This window comes from Hymenobacter sp. BT18, from assembly GCF_012273015.1.
GTDB classification, from domain to species: Bacteria; Bacteroidota; Bacteroidia; order Cytophagales; family Hymenobacteraceae; genus Hymenobacter; species Hymenobacter lutimineralis.
Genome location: NZ_CP050954.1, coordinates 1435385 through 1456857, shown reverse-complemented (window position 1 = coordinate 1456857; position 21473 = coordinate 1435385). Strand labels below are relative to the sequence as shown.

Sequence of the window (21473 nt, the reverse complement as noted above, 5' to 3'; positions counted from 1 at the left end):
CTACTCCCCCAGCTTCCGCAGAATCTCCTGGGCGGCTACGGCAATGACGGTGCCGGGGCCGTAGATGCCGGTCACGCCGGCGTCGTAGAGGAACTGGTAGTCCTGGGCCGGGATTACGCCCCCGGCAATGACGAGGATATCGGCCCGGTCCAATTTAGCCAGCTCTTCGATGAGCTGGGGCACCAGGGTTTTGTGGCCGGCAGCCAGCGAGGATACCCCCACCACGTGCACGTCGTTTTCGGCGGCCTGGCGGGCTACTTCCTCGGGCGTCTGGAACAGGGGGGCAATGTCCACGTCGAAGCCCACGTCGGCGAAGGAAGTGGCAATGACTTTCGCGCCCCGGTCGTGGCCGTCCTGGCCCATTTTGGCCACCATCATGCGGGGGCGGCGGCCTTCTTTCTGGCTGAACGCATCGGCCAGCTGGCGGGCCTTGGCAAATTCCTGGTCGTAGTCCATTTCCTGGGAGTACACGCCCGACACAGTGCGGATGGTGGCCTGGTGGCGGCCATACACGGCCTCCAGGGCATCGGAGATTTCGCCCAGCGTCGCGCGCAGGCGGGCAGCCTGCACGGCCAACGCCAGGAGGTTTCGGGTTTCGGATTTCTGGTTGCTAGTTTCGAGCTGAACGTCCGTACCCGAAACCCCAGACTCAGAACCCGAAACCTCTCTGGCCGCGTCGGTCAGGGCCTGTAGGGCTTGCTGCACGGCGGCGTTGTCGCGCTCGGCTTTCAACTTATTGAGGCGGGCAATCTGCGACTCGCGCACGGCGGCGTTGTCGATGTCGAGGATTTCGATTTGGGCTTCGCGGGCCTGCTCCTCCTCGGTGAGGCGGTAGCGGTTTACGCCCACAATCACCTCCTTGCCCGAGTCGATGCGGGCTTGCTTGCGGGCGGCAGCCTCCTCGATGCGCAGCTTGGGCAGGCCGGTTTCAATGGCCTTGGCCATGCCGCCCAGCTCTTCCACTTCCTGGATGAGGGCCCAGGCTTTGTCGGCCAGCTCGTGGGTGAGGCGCTCCACGTAGTAGGAGCCGCCCCAGGGGTCTACCACGCGGGTAATGTCGGTTTCGTGCTGGAGGTAGAGCTGGGTGTTGCGGGCAATGCGGGCCGAGAAGTCGGTGGGCAGGGCAATGGCCTCGTCGAGGGCGTTGGTGTGCAGGCTCTGGGTGCCACCCAGGGCCGCGGCCAGGGCCTCCACGCAAGTGCGCGTGACGTTGTTGAAGGGGTCCTGCTCGGTGAGGGAGTAGCCCGAGGTCTGGCAGTGGGTGCGCAAGGCCAAGCTCTTGGGGTTCTCGGCCCCGAGGCCTTTCATGAGCTTGGCCCAAAGCAAACGGCCGGCGCGCATCTTGGCAATTTCCATGAAGTGGTTCATGCCAATGGCCCAGAAAAACGACAGGCGGGGCGCAAACTGGTCGATGGTCATGCCCGCTGCGAGGCCGGCACGCACGTACTCCACACCGTCGGCCAGGGTATAGGCCAGCTCCAGGTCGGCGGTGGCCCCGGCTTCCTGCATGTGGTAGCCCGAGATGCTGATGGAGTTGAACTTGGGCATCAGCCGCGCCGTGTAGCTGAAGATATCGGCAATGATGCGCATGCTGGGCGCGGGCGGATAGATGTAGGTGTTGCGCACCATGAACTCCTTCAGAATGTCATTCTGAATGGTGCCCGCCAGCTTTTCGGGGCTCACGCCCTGCTCCTCGGCCGCCACAATGTAGAAGGCCATAATGGGCAGCACCGCCCCGTTCATGGTCATCGACACCGACATCTGGTCCAGCGGAATCTGGTCGAACAAGATCTTCATGTCCTCCACCGAGTCGATGGCCACGCCGGCCTTGCCCACGTCGCCCTGCACGCGCGGGTGGTCGGAGTCGTAGCCCCGGTGCGTGGCCAGGTCGAAGGCCACACTCAGGCCCTTCTGCCCGCCCGCGAGGTTGCGGCGGTAGAACGCGTTGCTGGCCTCGGCCGTGCTAAAGCCCGCGTACTGGCGCACCGTCCAGGGGTTCTGCACATACATGGAGGAGTAAGGCCCGCGCAGAAAGGGCGCCTGCCCCGCCCCAAACCCCAGGTGGTCGAGCGTGGCTATGTCTTCGGCGGTGTAATACGCTTTCAGCTCGATGCCCTCGGGGGTGGAGGAGGTAGCGGGCTGGGCCAGCGGAGCCGCCAGCGGCGCGGCATCGTAGGCTATGGTGGAGAAGTCGGGTTTCATGGGGTAGGGGGCGGGGCGTAACGGGTACAGGCTGTCTAATCGTTTGTCATCCTGAGCATGTCGCGCATCAAGCGAGAACGAAGAACCTTATCTCCGAAGAACGACAGATGTTGGCCGGTTGCCAGCCAACGTCAGAAGGTCCTTCACTGCGTTCAGGATGACAGGTGGTTTTTACCGTCCCTGCAAACGGGCCAGCACGTCGTCGGTGGTGTGGCCGTGGAGGGTGAACTCCTGGAAGCCGAACACGCGCAACGCCTCGCGCATGGTGGCCAGGTCGGCGGAGAGCAGGACAGGCGCGTCGTGGTCGGCCAGCATTTCCTCGGGGTCGTCCTGGGGCTCCTGCAGAATAAACTCCGAGAAGCGCCGGAACTGCTCGTTGGTAGCCGACATGAGCGTGGCTTCCTCGGCCGAAGAAAACAGGATGGACAAAGCGCCCGTCGGCGGGGCCTCGGCCAGCGCGGGGCGCTCGGCCGGGGGCAGCAGCCGCACGAAGGAGTCGTAGATCAGCTGAATAGTGTCGGTGCCGAGCAGCACCACGGCGGCCTTTTTCTTTTTCTGCTCCTTGCGCACAAAGTGCATGGCCGTGGCCAGGCGCAGTACTTCCGAAGGATAGGCGGCCCGCGTGCTATCAAAGGAGCGGCTGCGCAGCAGTTTCTTGGCATCGAAGCTGAACTGCTCCTGGGCGTTCTGGAAGCGGTTGGTGCCCACTATTACCTGCTCGCCGCTGGCAATGCGCTGGAACTGCTCCATGGTCTTCTGGCGGATAGCCTCCATCATCCGGCCCCGGCCCGACAAAATGCCCCCCGCGGCTTCCATTTCCTGGAACAGTGCCCAGGCCTCCTGGGCCAGCTGGTCGGTGAGGGTTTCGAGGAAATAGGAGCCGGCGGCGGGGTCGGCTACCCGGTCGAGGTAGGCTTCTTCGCGCAAAATGATGGGCACGTTGCGCGCTATGCGGCTCGAAAACTCATTGGGCTCGGCGTAGAGGCTGTCGAAGGGCGTGACGGACACCGAATCGGCCCCGCCCAGCACGGCACTCATGGCCTCTGTGGTCACGCGCAGCAGGTTGGTGTGCGGGTCCAGGGTGGTTTGCACCCACGAGGAGGTAGTAGCGTGAATGTGCAGGTGGCCAGCTACTTCGGTCGGTACGCCAAAGGCGTGCAGCAGCGTAGCCCACAACCGGCGCAAAGCGCGCAGCTTGGCTATCTGCAGGAAGTAGCTGGTGCCCACGCTCACGTGCACGTGCAGGGCGGCCGCCACCGTCGTGGCGTCGATACCACCCTCGGGGGTGGGCAGGTTGTCGAGGAAGGCTACAGCGGTGTTCAGGATGTAGGCCACTTCCTGCACGGCCGTGGCACCCCGGTTGCCAAAAAAGTTGCCGTTGATGCCTAAAGGCAAAAAATCGGGGCAGGTGCGGGCCAGCTCCAGGCAGCGGCGCTGGGCCTCCACCTGCAGGGCATAGTCGTCGGGCGAGCTGCCTTGGCCGGGCGCGTAGCGCAGAAAGCCGCGCAGGGTGTGGGGTGGTACTGCTTCCAGCAGGCGCTGCAGAAACTCGTCGGGCTGCTGGCACACGGTGTAGGCCAGGTAAGCGGAAGAAGTGGGTAGGGTAGCCGCCAGATAGCCCACATCAAACAAAGCCGGGGCGGTGATATCGAAGTGGATACCATCGGCCCCGCGCTGCAGGGCCTGGGCGGCATGGTCGATGGCGGCGTGGCCGTTGTCGTGGGCGGGTACGACCAGGGTAGGCACGTTGCGCCAGCGGCCGGGCAGGGCGGGGACCTGCGGAGCAGGCACCGTGCCAAGGGAGGCCAGGGCCTCGCGGTGGTAAAAGGGCTCCAGCACCAACCCCTCGGGGGTGTGCCAGCGCAGATCGGCCAGGTCGGCGCCTTTCAGGTCGCGGGTGAGGCGCTGCTGCCACTGCTCGGTGGTGAGCGGGGCAAACTCGGCAAAGGAAACAGACCCTGGGCGCGGCGTGTCGGACATAGCAAAAGCGGGTGGAAAACGGGCTAAAGATACCGGATTGGCCTAGATATCGGCGCAGGCTTATGCAGCGTTTTGGGCTTACGCCAAGGGCCTGGCTATTCCTGGAAAAGGAAGCTTCCCTGGTGGTGAATCATAAACCTCTTGGCTGCTTGGGTACGCGCGGCTGTGTATCTTTGCCCTCTTTACAACGTGTATCTCGCATGAATTCTAGCTTTTCTGGCTTTTTATTTGGGGCAGCGCTGGCCTGTATCAGCCTGACTGCCGGCTGCCAGCGCCCTTTCTATCAGGCCACAGCCCAGCTAGCACCCGTCACGGCCCAGCCCGTGAGCAAGCAGCTTTCCGCCGACCCCAAGGCCGAAGCCACCATTGCGCCTTATCATCAAAAGGTAGAGGAAACCATGAGCGCCGTGCTGGGCAATGCGCCGGCTGCTATTACGAAAAACCCCGGCGAGTCGCCGCTGGCCAACTTCGTGTCGGACCTACAACGCACCCGGGCCTCGCGGGAACTGGGGCAGCCCATCGACCTGGGCGTGATGAGCAACGGGGGCCTGCGGGCACCCTTGCCGGCTGGTCCGGTCACGGTGGGCTCGGTATTTGAGTTGATGCCGTTTGAAAACGAGCTGGTGGTGCTGGACGCCCCCGGCGCCGTGGTCCAGCAGATGTTCGACTACGCTGCCCGGGTGAAAATGGCCTTGTCGGGGGCGGTGTACACGGCCACGGCCGAGGGCAAAGCCACCAACATCCTCATCGGCGGGAAGCCTTTTGATGCCAGCCGCACCTACACCATTGCCATCAGCGACTATCTGGCCGGCGGCGGCGACCAGATGACGTTTTTCCGGGCCCTGCCCCCACGCAAAACCGGCGTACTGCTGCGTACCGCTATCAGTGAGCACATCCAAGAGCTTACCAAAGCCGGCAAGCCAGTAGAAGCCAAAGTAGAAGGCCGAGTGAAACTCTAAGGTGCAGCGCTTCGCTAATGTGGGGAATGTGGAAAATGTGGGGAATGTGCTGATGTGCTAATTAGAAATGCTTCTCCATCCCATATTCCTCACATTCCTCATATTTTTCACATTAGCGAAGCGCAGCACATTCCCCACATTCTCCACATTAAACCAGATGGACCGTCGCGAATTTCTGAAACATAGCACGCTGGGTGCGGCCAGTTTGGGGTTGTTGGGTTTGAGCCTACCCGCTGCCGCGGCCGATGCCGCGAAGCTGGTGATTCTGCATACCAACGACATGCACTCCCGCATTGAGCCATTTCCCGATAACGCCGCCCAGTGGGCGGGCATGGGCGGCATGGCCCGCCGCGCTGCCCTCATCGAGCAGGTGCGCCGGCAGGAGCCCCACGTGCTGTTGCTCGACTCCGGCGACATCTGGCAGGGCACGCCCTACTTCAACTTCTTTGGGGGTGAGCTGGAGTATAAGCTCATGTCGCAGATGCGCTACGACGCCAGCACCCTCGGCAACCACGACTTCGACAACGGGCTGGAAGGCTTGCAGAAGCAGCTGCCCAACGCCGCGTTTCCGTTTCTGTCGGCCAACTACGACTTCTCGGAAACCCTGCTGGCCGGCCGCTTTCAGCCATATAAAGTATTTGAGAAAGCCGGGCACCGCATTGGGGTATTTGGGGTAGGCATCAAGCTGGCCGGCCTGGTGGCCGACCGCAACTATGGCGCTACCAAGTACCTCGACCCCATTGCTACGGCCCGCGACATGGTAGCCAAGCTGCGCGGGGCTGAGAAGTGCGACATGGTAATTTGCCTCTCGCACTTGGGCTATAAATACGAAGACGAGAAAATCGACGATTTTAAATTGGCGGCCGGCGCCCCCGGCATCGACCTGATACTAGGTGGGCACACACACACGTTCCTGGAAAAGCCGGACGTGGTAAAGGGCCCCAACGGGCACCAGACCCTGATAAACCAGGTAGGGTGGTCGGGCATCAACCTGGGCCGTATCGATTATGTGTTCGAGCGGGGCACGCGCCGGCCGGGCGTAGCGCAGGCGGCGGTGCTACCCGTGCATACAGCCTGACATTCGCAAGCAGAAATGGGTTTTTTTGTCTCCGGACTTTTCCACATTTTTGTCTCCCTCTAAAAAAAAGGCTCATTCGTGAGCTTTGCTCTGCCTCTCCCTTTTTGCCCTCGCAACCACGCATTTGCCTGATTTTCATTGATGTTGAAGGATTGCCGTATCGTATGGGCCAACTGTCTTCGCGTCATCAGGAGCAGCATTGGGGAGCAGAGCTTCCGCACGTGGTTTGAACCCATTGTGCCGGTAGCCCTGCACGATAATGTGCTGGTCATTCAGGTGCCCAGCCAGTTTTTCTACGAATGGCTGGAAGAGCATTACGTGGAGGAGCTTAAGCGCGGCATCTACCAGGAGCTGGGCCCGGAAGGGCGGCTGGAGTACTCCATTGTGGTAGACCAAGGCAATAGCCAGAACAAGCCCCGCACCGTGAATATCCCCACGGCGCGGAAAATGGCGGCGCCGTCGGCGGCATCTACCCCAGCAGCCTCTCTGGCGGCCGGTGCCCTTACGGCTTCGGCCCGCAACGTGGCCGCTGCCGCGGCGGCACCGGTGGCACCGGCCCAGCTGCGCAACCCCTTCGAGGCGTCTAAGGTCATCGACCGCAACTACCTGCAGTCACAGCTCAATAACTCGTATTCCTTCGAGAATTACATTGAGGGGGACTGCAACCGTTTGGCGCGTTCGGCTGGTCTGGCCGTGGCCAACAAGCCGGGTACTACCAGCTTCAACCCCCTGATGATTTACGGGGGCGTGGGCCTGGGCAAAACCCACTTGGTGCAGGCCATCGGCAACCACATCAAGGCCTCGAACACCGACAAGTTCGTGCTGTACGTGTCGGCGGAGAAGTTTACGAACCAGTTTATCGAGAGCCTGCGCGCCAATGCCGTGCAGGACTTTGCCAACTTTTACCTGTTGGTTGATATCCTGATTCTGGACGACGTGCAGTTCCTCTCGGGCAAGGACAAGACGCAGGAAATGTTCTTTCACATCTTCAACCACCTGCACCAAGCTGGGAAGCAGATTGTGATGACCTCGGACCGGCCGCCCCGCGACCTGGTGGGTCTGGAGGACCGGCTCCTGTCGCGCTTTAAGTGGGGCCTCACGGCCGACCTACAAAGCCCCGACTTTGAGACGCGCATGGCCATCATCCAGAACAAGATGCAGCAGGATGGCATTGACATCCCGCCGCAGGTGGTGGAGTACCTGGCCTACTCCGTGGATACCAACGTGCGGGAGCTGGAAGGCGTGCTGATTTCGCTCATTGCACAAAGCTCCCTGAACCGCCGCGAAATCGACCTGGAAATGGCCAAGCAGGCCCTACGTCACATCATTGAGGATGTAGAGGCGGAGGTAAACCTGGACTTTATTCAGAAAACCGTGGCGGAGTTCTTCAGTATTTCGGTGGATTTGCTGAAGGCCAAAACCCGCAAGAAAGAGGTGGTAACGGCCCGGCAGGTGGCTATGTACTTTGCCAAGGAACACACCAACCACTCCCTCAAAAGCATTGGCTACCACTTCGGCGGCCGCGACCATAGCACCGTCATCCACTCCGTGCAGACTGTTTCGGACTTGATTGACTCCGATAAGCAGTTTCGGAGCCAGGTGCAGGAGCTGCGCAAGAAGTTTACGAAATAGCTTGCTCCTTATTCAAGCACATAAAGTAAAGGCCGCCTGTTACCTGGGCGGCCTTCTTTTTTACATACGTTAACAGGGAGCTACGCTTCCCGCACGGGAATCTGGTGCTGGGCCGCAAACGTGCGGGCTTTGTCGATAACCAGACGCTTGCGCTTGGCGCCGCGTATCTCGCGCAGGCTTAAGGGGAAGCTGGTGCCGTCTTTCAGCTTGAGGCGTAGCTGGCGGGGCAGCAGCTCAATGGCGGCAATGGTTTCGGCCGCAAAGGCCTGCTTGGGCCGGAAAAGGCCATTCTTATGCACGATGTAAGCTGGGGTGAATTCCAGGTAGCTCTGCGTGCCAAAAATGGGCGCGTTGTGCACCAGCACGTAGCCCAGATACACCAGACTAAACACCAGAAATACGTAGTGCAGGAAGTGAAAGTCGCTGCTGCCCTCGCCCGAGAAAATCAGGGCCAGCACGTAGCCCAGCCAGATGAGCCCAATGAAGAGCTGCCCCCAGAAAGGAATGCGCTGTGTGTTGGCGGGCTGAAGTCGAAAACGGGTAGAGGCTGGAGGCATACGTAGCTTGAGGAAAAGAGAAGCCGCAAAAGTAAGCAGTTGTTGGTTGTGCACCGCCGAGTGCCAAGCTAAGGCAACTCACAGGCTGCGGTTGGCAAAGTAAGCAAGGCCGCCTCAGCTTGGCGCGGTATGGCAAAAGGGCAACAACTGACTTCCTCCTTATTTCAACGTGGCCGACGCTAGCTCCATTTCCGGTACGGCTTTCAGTACCTGCGAAATGGGGCAGTTTTCCTTGGCCTTCTCGGCGTACTGCTGAAACTCTTCCTGCGAGAGGCCCGCTACTTCACCTTCCGTCGTCAGGGAAATCTTCACGATTTTCGGTACGTCGCCCGAGGTATCCAGCGTCACCTTCGACTCAGTGCGGATCTGCTGCACCTGCTTGCCGTCTTTGGTCAGGATGCTGGTCAAGAACATGGTATAGCAGCCGGCGTGGGCCGCCCCAATCAGTTCTTCGGGATTGGTGCCTTTCTGACCTTCAAACCGCGCGCCCACCGAGTAGGGCGCCTGCACGGTGCCGCTTTGGGTGGAAATTTCGCCGCTGCCTTTGATGTCGCCGTTCCAGACGGCCTTGCCACGTTGGTTGATCATGGGAGTAAATGTGTGGGTGAATAGTTGAGTGACGTACGTCCTCCGACCCTGAAAAGATAAGTCATTAAGCTTTTTCAAAGCACGAAGTCCTATTTTTGACCGAAACTGGTAGCGCTGAGCTGATGGGTGGATTTTCATTCATTTACTCATTTCCCATTCACTCACTTCCCCGCATGGGTATCAAATCCGTTCTGAGCCGGCCGCTGGCCGCGTACGTTGCCCGCCAGTATGCCCGCTGGCAGCAGGACCCCGTGGGCACCCAGCAGCGGGTACTCCAGGAACTGCTGCGCCAAGGCGCCCGCACCAGCTTCGGCCGCGACCATGACCTTGGCGCCGCCCGCACGGCCCAGGATCTGGCCGCCCGCGTGCCCGTGCGCGACTACGAAGGCCTGAAACCCTATTTTGAGCGCCTGAAGACCGGCGAGGCCAACGTGCTCTGGCCGGGCAAGCCGCTGTACCTGGCCAAAACCAGCGGCACCACCTCCGGGGCCAAGTACATTCCCATTACCAAGGACAGCATTCCTAACCACATCGACGGAGCCCGCGACGCGCTGCTGCACTACGTGCACCGCACCGGCAAAAGCCGCTTTCTGGATGGCAAGCTGATCTTCCTGTCGGGCTCCCCGGAACTGGAAGCCGTGGGCGGTATTCACACGGGCCGGCTCTCGGGCATTGCCAACCACCACGTGCCGGCCTACCTGCGCCGCAACCAGCTGCCCAGCTACCAGACCAACATCATCGAAGACTGGGAAACCAAGCTGGAACGGATAGTAGACGAAACCCTGGGCCAGCCCATGACGCTCATCTCAGGGATTCCGCCCTGGGTGCAGATGTACTTCGACCGGATCGTGCAGCGCACGGGCCGGCCGGTGGGGGAAGTGTTTCCGCAGTTTGACTTGTTTGTGTACGGGGGCGTCAACTTCGAGCCCTACCGCAAAAAGCTGTTTGAAACCATTGGCCGGCCGGTAGACAGCATTGAGTTGTTCCCGGCGTCGGAGGGCTTTCTGGCATTTCAGGATGAGCCCGGCAACCCCGGCCTGCTGCTATTGCTGGATGCCGGTATTTTCTACGAGTTCATTCCTGCCGAGCGGTTTTTCGAGCCCAACCCGCCGCGCCTGACCATTGCAGAGGTAGAGCTGGACCAGCAATATGCGGTGGTGCTCAGCAGCAACGCCGGCCTCTGGGGCTACTCCCTCGGCGACACCGTGCGCTTCACCCAGAAATACCCGTTTCGGGTGGTCGTGACGGGGCGCATCAAGCACTTTCTGTCAGCTTTCGGGGAGCATGTCATTGGCGAGGAAGTAGAGCAAACCCTGCGCGAGGCCATGGGCCAATATCCCGAGGCCGAAGTTGTGGAGTTTACGGTGGCACCCCGCGTGAGCGACGACCCCGCCGTGCCTTCCCGCCACGAGTGGCTGATTGAGTTTGCTCGCCCACCCCACAACCTCGCCGGGTTTGCCGAAGCCCTGGATGCTGGCCTGCGCCAGCGCAACGTGTACTACGACGACCTGCTTTCTGGTAACATTCTCGCCCCCCTGCTGCTCACGCCGCTGCCGGCCGGCGCATTTCAGCGCTACATGAAAAGCCAGGGCAAGCTGGGCGGCCAAAACAAAGTGCCCCGCCTGAGCAACGACCGGCAGCTGGCAGAAGGCCTGCTTGGGTAATTGCTGGGGAAGAGTTGGCGGTAGAGTACGGCCGGTAGAAAACGTATCCTGACCTGTCAGGAATTTCATTCCTGTCGTTCAATGTGTACTTTGCTTGCCTACGCTGGTCCCGGCGCGGCCTCGTAGGAGGGAGCCAGTGGCACGATTCATTTGCTTTTCTGTTAGTTTTCTATGAGTGCTGCTGATTTATCCGGCTTGGTTCCATCTGTGCAAGGGCTAACCTGTGCTATTCTGGATGATGATGAAATCAATTGCCTGACACTGGCGCATTATATCCAGCTGGATGGGTCGTTGCAGCTTGTGGCTACGCTCACGGGCAGTATGCAGGGGCTGGACTTTTTTAGTGCCGGGCCGCGGGTAGATATTTTATTCCTGGACGTGGAGATGCCCGAGCTAAGTGGGCTGGATATGCTGCGCCTGCTGCCCGCCCCGCCCCAGGTTATCCTGACGACGGCCCACGAGAACTTCGCTTGGGAAGCCTTTGAGCTCCGCGTAGCCGACTACTTGGTGAAGCCTTTCACGTACGAGCGGTTCCTGCAGGCCCTGCAGCGCGTGGCCGAGCGCCTGCACGCGGCGTCGGGCGAGCCACTCTGCTAAGGTGACCTGCTAAAAGTTATTTAGGCGAAGCGGCAGTTGTGTGCACGTGGGCCTGTACTTGTCCCAATAGAGTAGGCAGCTGGGAAGAAAGCTCCTGTACGGCCGTAAACCGTTGCTCGGGCGCCGCTGCGGCATCTTCCACCACCGCAATAGTATTAAGCAGAGCGGCGCTTTGCAGCAGCTTCAGGGAAGGCTTGAGCTTATGCGTGCAGCGGCTCACGACGAACCAATCGGACTGGGCGGCGGCGGCCTGCAGCTGGGTAAGCACCGCGGGCGTTTGTTGCAGGAAGGCATCCAGAATCCGGGCCACAAAGGTAGGGCTGCCGTGGGCCATCTGCCGCAGCTGCTCCAAATCGAAAAGACTGGGGCTGGTTGCTTTCTGGTGCAGGGCCAGCATCTTGCGCAGCAGCTCTGCCTCGTCGAAGGGCTTGGCTACGCAGTCGTCCATGCCAGCCGCCAGGTATTTTTCGGTATCAGCCCGGAAGGCGTTGGCCGTGAAGGCAATGATGGGCGTGCGGGCCCGGGCCACCTCCGGGTGCCGACGCATGGCGGCCGTCACATCGAGGCCGCTCATGTCGGGCATCTGAATATCCATCAGAATGCACTGGTAGTGCCGCTGCTCAAACAGCGTGAGAGCCGCCGCCCCGCTGACGGCCGCATCTACCTGCACGCCATATTGCTCCAGCACCAGTTGGGCCAACAGCCGGTTCACGTCGTGGTCTTCTACCAGCAGCACCCGCCAGCCCCGTACCTGCTCCGCGCTGACCAGGGCCGCCGACGGCTCCCTTGCGCCCACATCGGTAGCGGCTTTGGGGAAAGATAGCGTGAAGCTGAACGTACTGCCTTCACCCGGCACGCTGCACAGCACCAGGTTGCCCCCCAGCTGCTCCACCAGGTTGCTGCAGATGGTAAGGCCCAGCCCGGTGCCCCCAAAATTGCGGGTAGTATCGGCGTAGGCCTGCGAGAAGCTGGCAAATATGGCTTCCTGCTTGGCCGCGGGCACGCCAATGCCCGTGTCGCTCACCCGAAAATGAACGGTCAGGGCCTCCGGGGTTTCAGCCTGGCACCGAGCCAGCAGGCGGACTTCCCCCTGCTGGGTAAACTTGATGGCATTGCTGAGCAGATTGAGCAGCACTTGGCTGAGGCGGTGCGGGTCGCCAAGGACGGGCAGGGCGGGCAAGTCCAGCGGCTCCAGCACAAACCCAATGCCCTTCTCCGTGGCCCGAAACACCTGTGTTTGGGTGGCCATGCGGATGACGCTGCTCAGGTCGAAGGGAATGTGCTCCAGCTCCAGCTTGCCGGACGTAATCTTGGCTACGTCCAGCACGTCGTTCAGGACCGAAAGCAAGTGCGTGCCCGAGTTGCGGATGATGCTCACGTACTCCTGCTGCTGGGGGCTAAGCTCCGTGCGCGCCAGCAGGCCCGTCATGCCCAGCACCCCGTTCAGGGGCGTCCGGATTTCGTGGCTCATATTTGCCAGAAACGTTTCCCGGGCCCGCACGGCGGCTTCGGCCGCCTGCTTGGCGCGTTGCGTTTCCTGCTCGGCCAGGTAGCGGTCCGTGATATCGGCGCTGGAGCCCACAATCATGCGCAGCTCTCCATCGGCCCCAAATACCGGGTGGTAGATGCGCAGCCAGTGCCGCGGTCCATTGGGGCTCTGCATGGTTTCCTCCCAGGTAGCCTCGGCCCGGGTTTGCACGGCGCGCTCAAACTGCCGGGCCCGCTCTTCGGCCATAGCCGTGGGGCGGTTGCGGTAAAGGCAGTACTCAAAGTTGTCTTTGCCGATAATCCACTCCCGCACTTCCGGGCTGCGAATGGAAGCCGGGTTCACGTACTGAAACCGGTGTTGGGCGTCGAAGATGGCCACGCCCGTGGGTAAGTGGTGGAAGATAGTTTCGAAAAAAGCGCGCTGCTCCGTCAGCTGTTGGGTGGCCGTGGGGGTGAAGTAGAGGGTGCGGGCGGCTTCGTCGGCTACCACCATCACCTGGTACGTTTGCCCAGGCAGCAACACATCGGGGGCTGTGCCTGCCGGTAAGATTGCCCAGTGCTGCACTTGCTGTTTAGGGACCAACAGCAGGAGCTTTTCCGCCGCCGGATTGGCGTACTGCACCTTGCCGTCGGCCGAGAGACGCAGAATAGGGTGGGGGCTTTGGGAGAGCAGCTGGAGAGCCAGGAAATCGGGGGCGGGCATAGCGTAAGGATAAGATAATTTGCTGCAACTTGAGCGGCGGCGGCTGAAATGTTAGCGGAGGGAAAGGGGATAAGGGCAGGAAAGCTCAGTGAACATAGCGACACGATATACCTACTACCTAACCCATAAGCCAGAACCTAAACATTCATTTATTACTTGCCCCATGATGAAAAAGAACCTAGTAGTAGCCTTGGTAAGTCTGTCATTTGCCTTCGGTTTATTTTCTTTTGTAGACCAGAAGCAGCTGAGTGCTGCAGGGCGCACCGAGGAGTACGCGGTAATCAGTGTATTCCAGTCTGGTAGGAATAACTATCTGAGTGTAACTGTTGGCTCCAAGCCGAGCGTCGAACGGGAGTACCAAAAGGATAAGAACGAGATACGCTATGATCTAGCACCCGTGTTAGCGGAAGTAGAAAAGCTCAATGCGCAGGGGTTTGAGTTGGTGAATGGTTCGGCCGCAATTCATGGAATGAACCAATATGGTGGAGGAGCCCCTTTCTATTCCTTTATCATGAAGCGCCGTTTGCCATAGCGCAATGGCTGCATAGCTGATTATGAGGTCAGCGCCTGAATTTTCTATATGATATCTTCAAAGCCCCACCTTCACCATCTCTGCCTGGTCTATGTGCAGGAGCGCATCGACGCCTGCCAAGCGGCCATTCAGGCGGCACAGGAATCGGCCAACTCCGAAACCAAGAGCAGCGCCGGCGACAAGTACGAAACCGGCCGCGCCATGGCCCAGAACGAGCGGGACCGGAATGCTGTGCAGTTGCAGCAGGCCCGCCAGCTGCTGGGCGAGCTGCAGCGCATCAACCCCGAGCTGCCCTGCGACACGGTGCGGCCCGGCGCGCTGGTACATACCAGCCTGGGACACTTTTACGTGGGTATCAGCGCGGGCAAGCTGGTAGTGGATGAGCAGGAGTACTTTGCCGTGTCGGCTTCGGCGCCGGTAGCCCTGGCGCTGGCGGGGCAGCGGGCCGGCGGGCAGGTGAGCTTCAATGGTAAACCAGTTACTATTTTAAGTATCCAGTAGGCCGATGCAGAAATTAAGCTACGCCCTGGCAGCCGTGTGTCTGGCCTGCACGCAAACGGAGCAGCCAGAAGAGAAGGCCGCGGCTGCTTCCGCCGACTCAGGGGCTGCCGCCCTGGCCGTTGTGCGCGTTCAACCCGATGATTTTCTGGATCCAGCGTGGTTTACCGTGCCCCGGCTGGATACGTTTCGCGTCGTTTACCGCACCGGGGAAGACGGTGGATTTAATCTGGGGACCGAAAAGCTACGCAAGCTTACGCCCGCCCAGGAGGGGCGCTACCTGCAACTCCGGCCCCGCCCCGCCACCGAGCAGCTGCAGGCACCCTACTATTTCTACTCCCTGCAGGAAAACACGCCCGCCCGCCAGGAAATAACGGTGCTTCACGACGACGGCGAGTATTTATTCCAATTGCTCCGCTTGGTGTACAATACCAACCATCAGCTTGTCGGGCAGCAGGTGGTGGCGCATTTCGCGGCCGATGGAGGAGGAATTTCGGAAGCCTACGGGCAGTTTGCAACGCCAGCCCTATTCCAGATCACTACGCTACAGACTGCAGTGGGAGCAGAGGATAGCGTATCCGTTACCACCGAAATCGACTCTATCGTGACGTTCTTCACGGTAGCGCACGACAAATTCCGGCAGGCAAGCCAGCGCACTTATCAGCGAACCAAGACTGAGTCATTGCAGAAATAGCCGGTTTTCTTTGCTCGTTTCAAATCTGACAACGAGCAACGAAAACCGAACTCCTCACCCGCCCAGCTTGGGCAGCAGCCCGGCAATGCCCCGGATGTTGAGGCGGATGAAATTGCGAATCCGCTCGAAGCGGGCCGTGGTATCGGTCAGTTCTTCATCAGGTTCCTGGCGGCTGGGACGGTGCGTATCCAGCAGGGCAAAGACCGTGTGGGCCAGGTCCATGTAGCCCAAGATCATCAGCCAGAGCAGCTTTTTCTCGTCTTCCTGGTAGCTTTTCTGGCGCACGGCTTTCACCAAGCTGTCGAGCTGAGTGGTTTCGTCCAGGTACAGGTCGCGCAACAGGGCGCGTTGCTGCTGGTACTCAAACAGCAGCTGGGGCTCTATCTGGGCTGCCGAAAAAGGCAGTTCGTCGGTGCGCGGCACGGCGACGCGGAAGCTTTTTTCGGCGGCATATACCGTCTCAAGGTGCTTTTGCAAACTAAGCCAGAGGCCATTGCGGGCTTTATCGAAGGCGGAAAGCTGGGATTCGGAAGCAGGGCTACTCATAGGGATAGGGGATGCGGCAGAGGCAAAAGTACGGCTTGTAGGGCCACCCGCCTTGTATGCCCGGGGGCCAAATCCGGCCAGCGGTGGCAGTGCGGGAAACTTCCCCGTACTTTTGCCTCTTCGCGCCCCGCGTCTTTTTCCGAATTCCCATGTCTTTCTCTCCCAAACGCGTTACCCTGCTTGGGTCTACTGGTTCCATTGGCACGCAGGCCCTGGAGGTGCTCCGGGCCCAGCCCGGCCGCTTCACCGTCACGGCCTTGTCGGCGCAGTCCAATGCCGAGCTGCTCGTTGCTCAAGCGCGCGAGTTCCGGCCCGCGGCCGTAGTTATCGGGGATGAGCGGAAATATCCGGCGGTGCAGGCCGCCTTGGCCTCCCAGCCCGAAACCGAAGTGCTGACGGGCGCCGCTGCGCTGGCCGAGGTAGCCGGCCGCTCCGACGCCGACGTGGTGCTGACGGCTATGGTGGGCTACGCCGGGCTGCTGCCCACGGTGCGCGCCATTCAGGCCGGCAAAAACATAGCCCTGGCCAACAAAGAAACCCTGGTGGTGGCCGGACAGCTGATTACGGAGCTGGTAAAGCAACACGGCGTGCAGCTCCTGCCCGTCGACTCCGAGCACTCGGCCATTTTCCAGTGCCTGGTAGGGGAGGAGCAAAATCCCATTGAGAAAATTGTGCTGACGGCTTCGGGTGGGCCCTTCCGGGGGCGCGACCGGGCTGCGCTGGCCCAGGTCACGAAGGCCCAAGCTCTCAAGCATCCTAATTGGGATATGGGCGCCAAAATCACCATTGACTCCGCTTCGCTGATGAACAAGGGGCTGGAGGTAATAGAGGCGAAATGGCTGTTTGGGCTGCGCAACGACCAGATTGAGGTAGTAGTGCATCCGCAGAGCATCATTCACTCCCTGGTGCAGTTTGAGGATGGCTCCCTGAAAGCCCAGCTGGGCCTGCCCGATATGAAGCTGCCCATCCAGTACGCATTGGGCTACCCGCAGCGCCTGCCCAACAGCTTCCCGCGCTTCCGCTTCCTGGATTTCCCCCAGCTGACTTTCGAGCCGGCCGATACCAGCACGTTCCGCAACCTGGCCCTGGCGTTTGAGGCCATGCGGCAGGCGGGCAACGCCCCCTGCGTGCTCAATGCCGCCAACGAAGTGGCCGTAGCCGCTTTCCTGCAGGATAAGATCGGGTTTCTGGAAATGTCGGAAGTGGTGGAATCGAGCCTCGCGCGGGTTTCGTACCTTGCTGCTCCTACGCTGGACGACTACGTGCAAACCGACGCCGAAACGCGGCGCGTCGCCCAGGAACTGGTTCGGTTTTAGCTGCGCACGGCGGGCGGAAAATGGCTAAGCTTCGCTGAAGACTTTCTGCCCTGGCAACGCCAACTGTACCATTAAAACCGCCTGGCTGGCAACCACAACTGCCAACAAGACACTACCTAACTGACAACACACAACTGAATGGATATTTTGGTAATGGCCGGCCAGCTCATTTTGGGGCTGACGATTTTGGTAGGCGTGCACGAACTCGGGCACATGCTGACGGCCAAATGGTTTGGAATGCGGGTGGAGAAATTCTCCATTGGCTTTCCGCCCAAGATTTTTGGGAAACAGATTGGCGAAACCGAGTATATGCTGGGCGCTATTCCCCTGGGCGGCTTCGTAAAAATCACGGGCATGGTGGACGAGTCGCTCGACACCGAAGCCCTGAAAGAAGAGCCGAAGCCCTACGAGTTTCGCGCCAAGCCCGCCTGGCAGCGCCTTATTGTGATGCTCGGCGGCATCATCGTGAACGTGCTCACGGGCATTCTGATTTTTACGTTTATCACCTACCTCTACGGGGAAAGCTACCTGCCCGCCTCCGAGGTGCGCTATGGCATTGTGCCCAACAAGTTGGGCCAGGAAATCGGCTTCCGCACCGGCGACAAGATTGTAAAAATCAACGGCCGCCCGTTCACCGAGTTCAACGACGTGTACAGCCCCGAGGTGGTGCTGGGCTCGGGCAGCTACTACACTGTGGAGCGCGGCAACCAGCTGATTGACGTGCCGGTGCCCAATAACTTCATGGACCGCCTCTCCGACCAGGATCAGTCCTTGTTCGTGGCCCCGCTCGACCCGTTTGTGGTAGCCGAAGTGGTGCCCGGGCAGCCGGCTTCCAAGGCCGGCCTGAAAGCCGGCGACCGGATAGCCCAGGTAGCTGGTAAGCCTATTCAGTTCTTCCCGGAGCTACAGCAGGCCCTGAAGGACAACGCCGGCAAAGAAACCCCGTTGCTGGTGGAGCGCGGTGGTCAGACGGTGGCGCTGAAAGTAAACGTAGATGAAGACGGGAAAGTAGGCTTCCGGCCCAAGTCTCTGCTGCAGTACGCCACGCGCAAGTATAGCTTGGTCGAGTCGGTGCCGGCGGGTACCAAACAGGCGTTTGGCATTATCACCACCCAGATAAAGGCTTTTGGTAAGATCTTCCGCGGGGAGGCTTCGGCCCGCAAGTCGTTGGGTGGCCCCATGGCCATTGCCCAGCAGTACGGCGCCACCTTCGACTGGCTGAAGTTCTGGACCCTGACGGGCATGCTCTCCATGGTGCTGGCCTTCATGAACCTGTTGCCTATTCCGGCCCTGGATGGCGGCCACGTGATGTTCCTGACCTACGAAATGATTTCGGGCCGCAAGCCGTCGGATAAGTTTCTGGAGAATGCCCAAAAGGTGGGCATGGCCATGATTCTGAGTTTGATGGTGTTTGTGATTTTCAACGACCTGATTAAGTCTTTGTTTTAAGACTGCGTCTTTATAAAACTCCCCGCGGCAACTGAAACTTCGTTCCGTGGTCTGATTGTTGAACGGCAGCCGTTCAGCCAGGCCCCACGGAGTGAGCAGTTCCGGCGGGGAGTTTTTACGTTTCTTGAGTATATGCGTCGTCCTCTGCTATTCCTCTTCGGCTTGCTCTTGTGCAGCATGGCCGCTTTTGCCCACGCCTACCATACCAGCCTGATGGACGTGCGCTACAACGTGCAAAAGCAGCAGCTGGAAATTGCTCTGAAAGTCTTTACCGATGACTTCGAGAAGGCGCTGTCCGCCGGTCAGCCCCGGTCCATCAGCCTGGCGGATATGCCCGCGGCCCAAACCAACCCGCTGACGGCGGCTTACCTCAAGCGTACGTTGCACTTCGGCACCAAGCCCGGCGAAACGTTACCGCTCACCTACCTGGGCATGCAGCGCGAAGGTGATGCCCACTGGCTTTACGTCACCATCAAGCTGCCGGCCCAGCCAGTGCGTAGCCTGGTGCTGCACCACCAGCTGCTGCTGGCAGAATTCGACGACCAGATGAACATTGTGAATCTGGAAGCTGGTGGGCAAAAACAAAGCACTTTGTTTCGCGGCGGAGAGGAAAGTAAGACGCTCAGCTGGTAATGGCCTCACCCCGGCCCCGATGGCCTCACCCTCGACCCCTCTCCACGGGAGAGGGGGGCTAGCCGACCTCAAACGAAACAACGCCTCGGCTGATAAGCCGAGGCGTTGTCGCATACAAACAATTTTATTTGTGGTAGCGACTTCGGAGGCGCTAGCCGAAGAAGCCGCATGGGCAGGGCAGCGCGGCTGGCTCCCCTCTCCACGGGAGAGGGGCCGGGGGTGAGGCCAGAGCCATTACCACCCGGAGCCGGCCCCGGCATCCTTCGCGCCGCCAGCACCTTCGGGCTTAATAATCCGGAACTCTACGCGGCGGTTGGTGCGGGCATCTTCCTCAGTTACTTCATCCTTGAGGGGCTTGGTACTGCCGTAGCCCATACTATCGATACGGTTGGGCTTGAGCTTCCCTTTCTGCTCGATGTAGCGCCGGATGGCCTCGGCCCGGTCCTGGGAAAGTTTTTCGTTGAACTCGGGGTTGCCCCGCGAGTCGGTATGCCCTTCTATGCTGAGGCGGAAGTCGGGGTGGTCAACCATGAACAGGGCAATGCGGTCCAGCACGGGATGCATACTGGCCCGGATGCTGGCTTTGTCCTGGTCGAACTCAATGTTCTTAAAAATCAGGGGCAGCCCGTAGTCGATGGAGTTCGTCATGAGCTTCATCACGGTGTCGCCTTTCAGCTCCAGCTGCTTTTCCACGCTAAAAAAGTCGGGGCTCTGAATGAGCAGCACGTAGTGGGAGCCTTCAATCAGGTCGAAGTCAAACGAGCCGTCATCCCGGAGGTATTTGCTGGCGACTTCAATGCCATTATCCGTGTCGATAACACTCACAATCCCGTTGAGCGGCTTGCTGGATACGGAATCCAGCAGCGTGCCTTCTACGTGCGTGGTGGCCAGGGGCTGGGCTTCCATGGGCAGCGGGAAGGAGTAGAGGTCGAGGTTTTTGAGGGTTTTTTCTTCGGAGCGGGCGTAGTACAGGTTTTTGGAGTCCCCGTCGATGGTGAAGTAATACTCCGAGCCTTTGCCATTGACCAAGGGGCCGATGTTTTTGGGCTCCTGCCAGCGGCCCCGTACCCGGTAGGTTTTGTAAATATCGAAGTCGCCGAAATTGAGCAGCTGCCCCCGCGAGCTGAAGTACAGGACGTGGTAGAGCGGGTGGTAAAACGGACTTACCTCACTTTCGCGGGTGTTTACAATGGGGCCCATGTTCTGGGCCGCCGACCATTCTCCGTTTTTCAGCTTGTGGGTAAACCAGATATCCGACATGCCAAAGCCCCCGAGCCGGTCGGAGGCGAAATACAGGGTGTCCTCCCCGGGTGAAAGGGTGGGCTGGGAGTCCCAGGCTTTGGAGTTGACCTGTGCGCCTAGGCTTTTCGGTACGCTCCATTCGCCATTAGCCCCTAGCTTGGCCACATACAGGTCGCAGTTGCCGTTGCACTCCAGGCACTCGCAGCGGGCAAAGTACAGGGTTTTGCCATCCTTGCTCAGGCAGGCCGAGCCTTCGTTGTATTGGGAATTGATGGGTTTGGGCAGGGGCTCGGCGTCCGTCCAGGATTCGCCCTCGCGCCGCGACAGGTACAGGTCTTCGTCGACGATGCTATAGAGCCCGCGCACCTTGCGCTTGGAGGAGAAAATCAGCAGGTCGGCATCGGCCGTAATGGCAGGGCCATAATCCGGTGCGTCGGAGTTCACGGCCGAGCCCATGCTGGTGTACACGCCCTTGGGCGGGCGAAAGGTGGCAATGTTTTTCCGGTACTCCACCAAGGCGTAGTACTCCTTAAGCGGGACGTACAAATCGGTGTCTTTCTGCTCCAGGGAGTCATAGTACAGCTGGACCTTGCGCACGTCCTGGCGGTGGTGCTTCAGGGCTAAGCGGTAGTAGGCCTTGGCTTTTTCTTCCTGGTTGGCTCGTTCGCACAACTGGCCCAGGCGCCAGAGCATGTTGGTGTCGCGGTAGAAATTCTCGATGCCAAACTGGGCTACGTATTGCTCCAGCAGGGTACGAGCCTGGGCATAGTTGTGGCGCTTTTCAGCCTGCTGAATGGCTTTAAGGGCTTTCTTATTGTAAAAGTAGGGGAGGCGGTTTACGTTCAGAAACTCCGGAGTGCCGTCGGGACGCAGCCGGAGCTGGCGCACTTGCCGGGGTTTTAGCGGGCGCTGCCGCAGGTTTCCTTGGGCGTTGGCCCCCAACGCCAGGCTTACCAACGTAAGCAGTAGCCACGCAAAAGCAATAATTCGAGACATAAAAATACTGTACCGGCGAACCGCTGCTCTGAGTGGAGCTTGGTAGGTTCAAAAATAGGAGAATTTCTACGTTTCTCACGTGGGCGCTGCCTCAATCGGTTGCGGGCCGCCCTGCCAGA

At 60.1% G+C, this 21473-nt stretch carries 18 protein-coding genes; 11 read left to right on the top strand and 7 right to left on the bottom strand.

The window, feature by feature from the left end; all coding sequences use genetic code 11:
- Together scpA and HER32_RS05980 are read right to left on the bottom strand one after the other, a co-directional pair.
- Window positions 1-2202, bottom strand: coding sequence for a methylmalonyl-CoA mutase (gene scpA, locus HER32_RS05985; RefSeq protein ID WP_168681215.1), 2202 nt, complete (start codon window positions 2200-2202; stop codon window positions 1-3).
- A gap of 171 nt (window positions 2203-2373) precedes the next feature.
- Window positions 2374-4182, bottom strand: a complete 1809-nt coding sequence (locus tag HER32_RS05980; RefSeq protein ID WP_168681213.1) for a methylmalonyl-CoA mutase family protein — start codon at window positions 4180-4182, stop codon at window positions 2374-2376.
- Between the two features lie 200 nt (window positions 4183-4382).
- Here HER32_RS05980 and HER32_RS05975 point away from each other — a divergent pair, with 200 nt between their 5' ends.
- The 3 genes from HER32_RS05975 (at window position 4383) to dnaA (ending at window position 7851) form a co-directional block, all read left to right on the top strand.
- Window positions 4383-5141 (top strand): 5'-nucleotidase C-terminal domain-containing protein, encoded by a 759-nt coding sequence (locus HER32_RS05975; protein ID WP_168681211.1) that lies wholly within the window; start codon window positions 4383-4385, stop codon window positions 5139-5141.
- Window positions 5142-5298: 157 nt separating this feature from the next.
- Entirely contained in the window at window positions 5299-6219 is a 921-nt protein-coding gene (locus tag HER32_RS05970; protein WP_149071284.1) for a bifunctional metallophosphatase/5'-nucleotidase, read from the top strand.
- Between the two features lie 141 nt (window positions 6220-6360).
- The gene (gene dnaA, locus HER32_RS05965) at window positions 6361-7851 is read left to right on the top strand and encodes a chromosomal replication initiator protein DnaA (protein ID WP_149071285.1); all 1491 of its coding nucleotides are present in this window, start codon (window positions 6361-6363) and stop codon (window positions 7849-7851) included.
- Window positions 7852-7931: 80 nt separating this feature from the next.
- Here dnaA and HER32_RS05960 read toward each other — a convergent pair whose 3' ends face one another.
- On the bottom strand, window positions 7932-8408 hold the full coding sequence (locus HER32_RS05960; RefSeq protein ID WP_168681209.1) for a hypothetical protein: 477 nt from the start codon (window positions 8406-8408) through the stop codon (window positions 7932-7934).
- 159 nt (window positions 8409-8567) lie between these two features.
- Window positions 8568-8996 (bottom strand): OsmC family peroxiredoxin, encoded by a 429-nt coding sequence (locus tag HER32_RS05955; RefSeq protein ID WP_149071287.1) that lies wholly within the window; start codon window positions 8994-8996, stop codon window positions 8568-8570.
- Between the two features lie 173 nt (window positions 8997-9169).
- Between HER32_RS05955 and HER32_RS05950 the strand changes: the two genes are divergently transcribed.
- Both HER32_RS05950 and HER32_RS05945 read left to right on the top strand, forming a co-directional pair.
- On the top strand, window positions 9170-10660 hold the full coding sequence (locus HER32_RS05950; RefSeq protein ID WP_168681207.1) for a GH3 auxin-responsive promoter family protein: 1491 nt from the start codon (window positions 9170-9172) through the stop codon (window positions 10658-10660).
- A 171-nt stretch (window positions 10661-10831) separates the two neighbouring features.
- A complete protein-coding gene (locus HER32_RS05945) occupies window positions 10832-11257 on the top strand; it encodes a LytR/AlgR family response regulator transcription factor (RefSeq protein ID WP_168681205.1) in 426 nt (141 codons plus the stop codon).
- A gap of 16 nt (window positions 11258-11273) precedes the next feature.
- On the opposite strand, the gene HER32_RS05940 is transcribed toward HER32_RS05945, so the two are convergent.
- Window positions 11274-13448 carry a response regulator gene (locus HER32_RS05940; RefSeq protein ID WP_168681203.1) on the bottom strand — a complete coding sequence of 725 codons (2175 nt, stop codon included), beginning with the start codon at window positions 13446-13448 and terminating at the stop codon, window positions 11274-11276.
- 163 nt (window positions 13449-13611) lie between these two features.
- Here HER32_RS05940 and HER32_RS05935 point away from each other — a divergent pair, with 163 nt between their 5' ends.
- Genes HER32_RS05935 through HER32_RS05925 form a run of 3 tightly spaced genes read left to right on the top strand, consistent with a single transcriptional unit; the run spans window position 13612 to window position 15172 of the window.
- Window positions 13612-13980: a hypothetical protein gene (locus HER32_RS05935; protein WP_168681201.1), complete on the top strand. Its 369-nt coding sequence runs from the start codon at window positions 13612-13614 to the stop codon at window positions 13978-13980.
- Between the two features lie 48 nt (window positions 13981-14028).
- Window positions 14029-14481 (top strand): 3-oxoacyl-ACP synthase, encoded by a 453-nt coding sequence (locus tag HER32_RS05930; protein ID WP_168681199.1) that lies wholly within the window; start codon window positions 14029-14031, stop codon window positions 14479-14481.
- A gap of 4 nt (window positions 14482-14485) precedes the next feature.
- Window positions 14486-15172, top strand: a complete 687-nt coding sequence (locus HER32_RS05925; protein WP_168681197.1) for a hypothetical protein — start codon at window positions 14486-14488, stop codon at window positions 15170-15172.
- 54 nt (window positions 15173-15226) lie between these two features.
- Here HER32_RS05925 and HER32_RS05920 read toward each other — a convergent pair whose 3' ends face one another.
- A complete protein-coding gene (locus tag HER32_RS05920; protein WP_168681195.1) occupies window positions 15227-15718 on the bottom strand; it encodes a hypothetical protein in 492 nt (163 codons plus the stop codon).
- Between the two features lie 149 nt (window positions 15719-15867).
- Here HER32_RS05920 and HER32_RS05915 point away from each other — a divergent pair, with 149 nt between their 5' ends.
- From HER32_RS05915 to HER32_RS05905, 3 genes are all read left to right on the top strand, one after another.
- On the top strand, window positions 15868-17034 hold the full coding sequence (locus tag HER32_RS05915; RefSeq protein ID WP_168681193.1) for a 1-deoxy-D-xylulose-5-phosphate reductoisomerase: 1167 nt from the start codon (window positions 15868-15870) through the stop codon (window positions 17032-17034).
- 138 nt (window positions 17035-17172) lie between these two features.
- On the top strand, window positions 17173-18483 hold the full coding sequence (rseP, locus tag HER32_RS05910; RefSeq protein WP_149071296.1) for an RIP metalloprotease RseP: 1311 nt from the start codon (window positions 17173-17175) through the stop codon (window positions 18481-18483).
- Between the two features lie 132 nt (window positions 18484-18615).
- Window positions 18616-19116 carry a DUF6702 family protein gene (locus HER32_RS05905; RefSeq protein ID WP_149071297.1) on the top strand — a complete coding sequence of 167 codons (501 nt, stop codon included), beginning with the start codon at window positions 18616-18618 and terminating at the stop codon, window positions 19114-19116.
- A gap of 234 nt (window positions 19117-19350) precedes the next feature.
- Here the strand turns inward: HER32_RS05905 and HER32_RS05900 are convergent, their stop codons facing one another.
- Window positions 19351-21354, bottom strand: coding sequence for an OmpA family protein (locus HER32_RS05900; protein WP_149071298.1), 2004 nt, complete (start codon window positions 21352-21354; stop codon window positions 19351-19353).
- Between the last annotated feature and the right edge of the window lie 119 nt (window positions 21355-21473).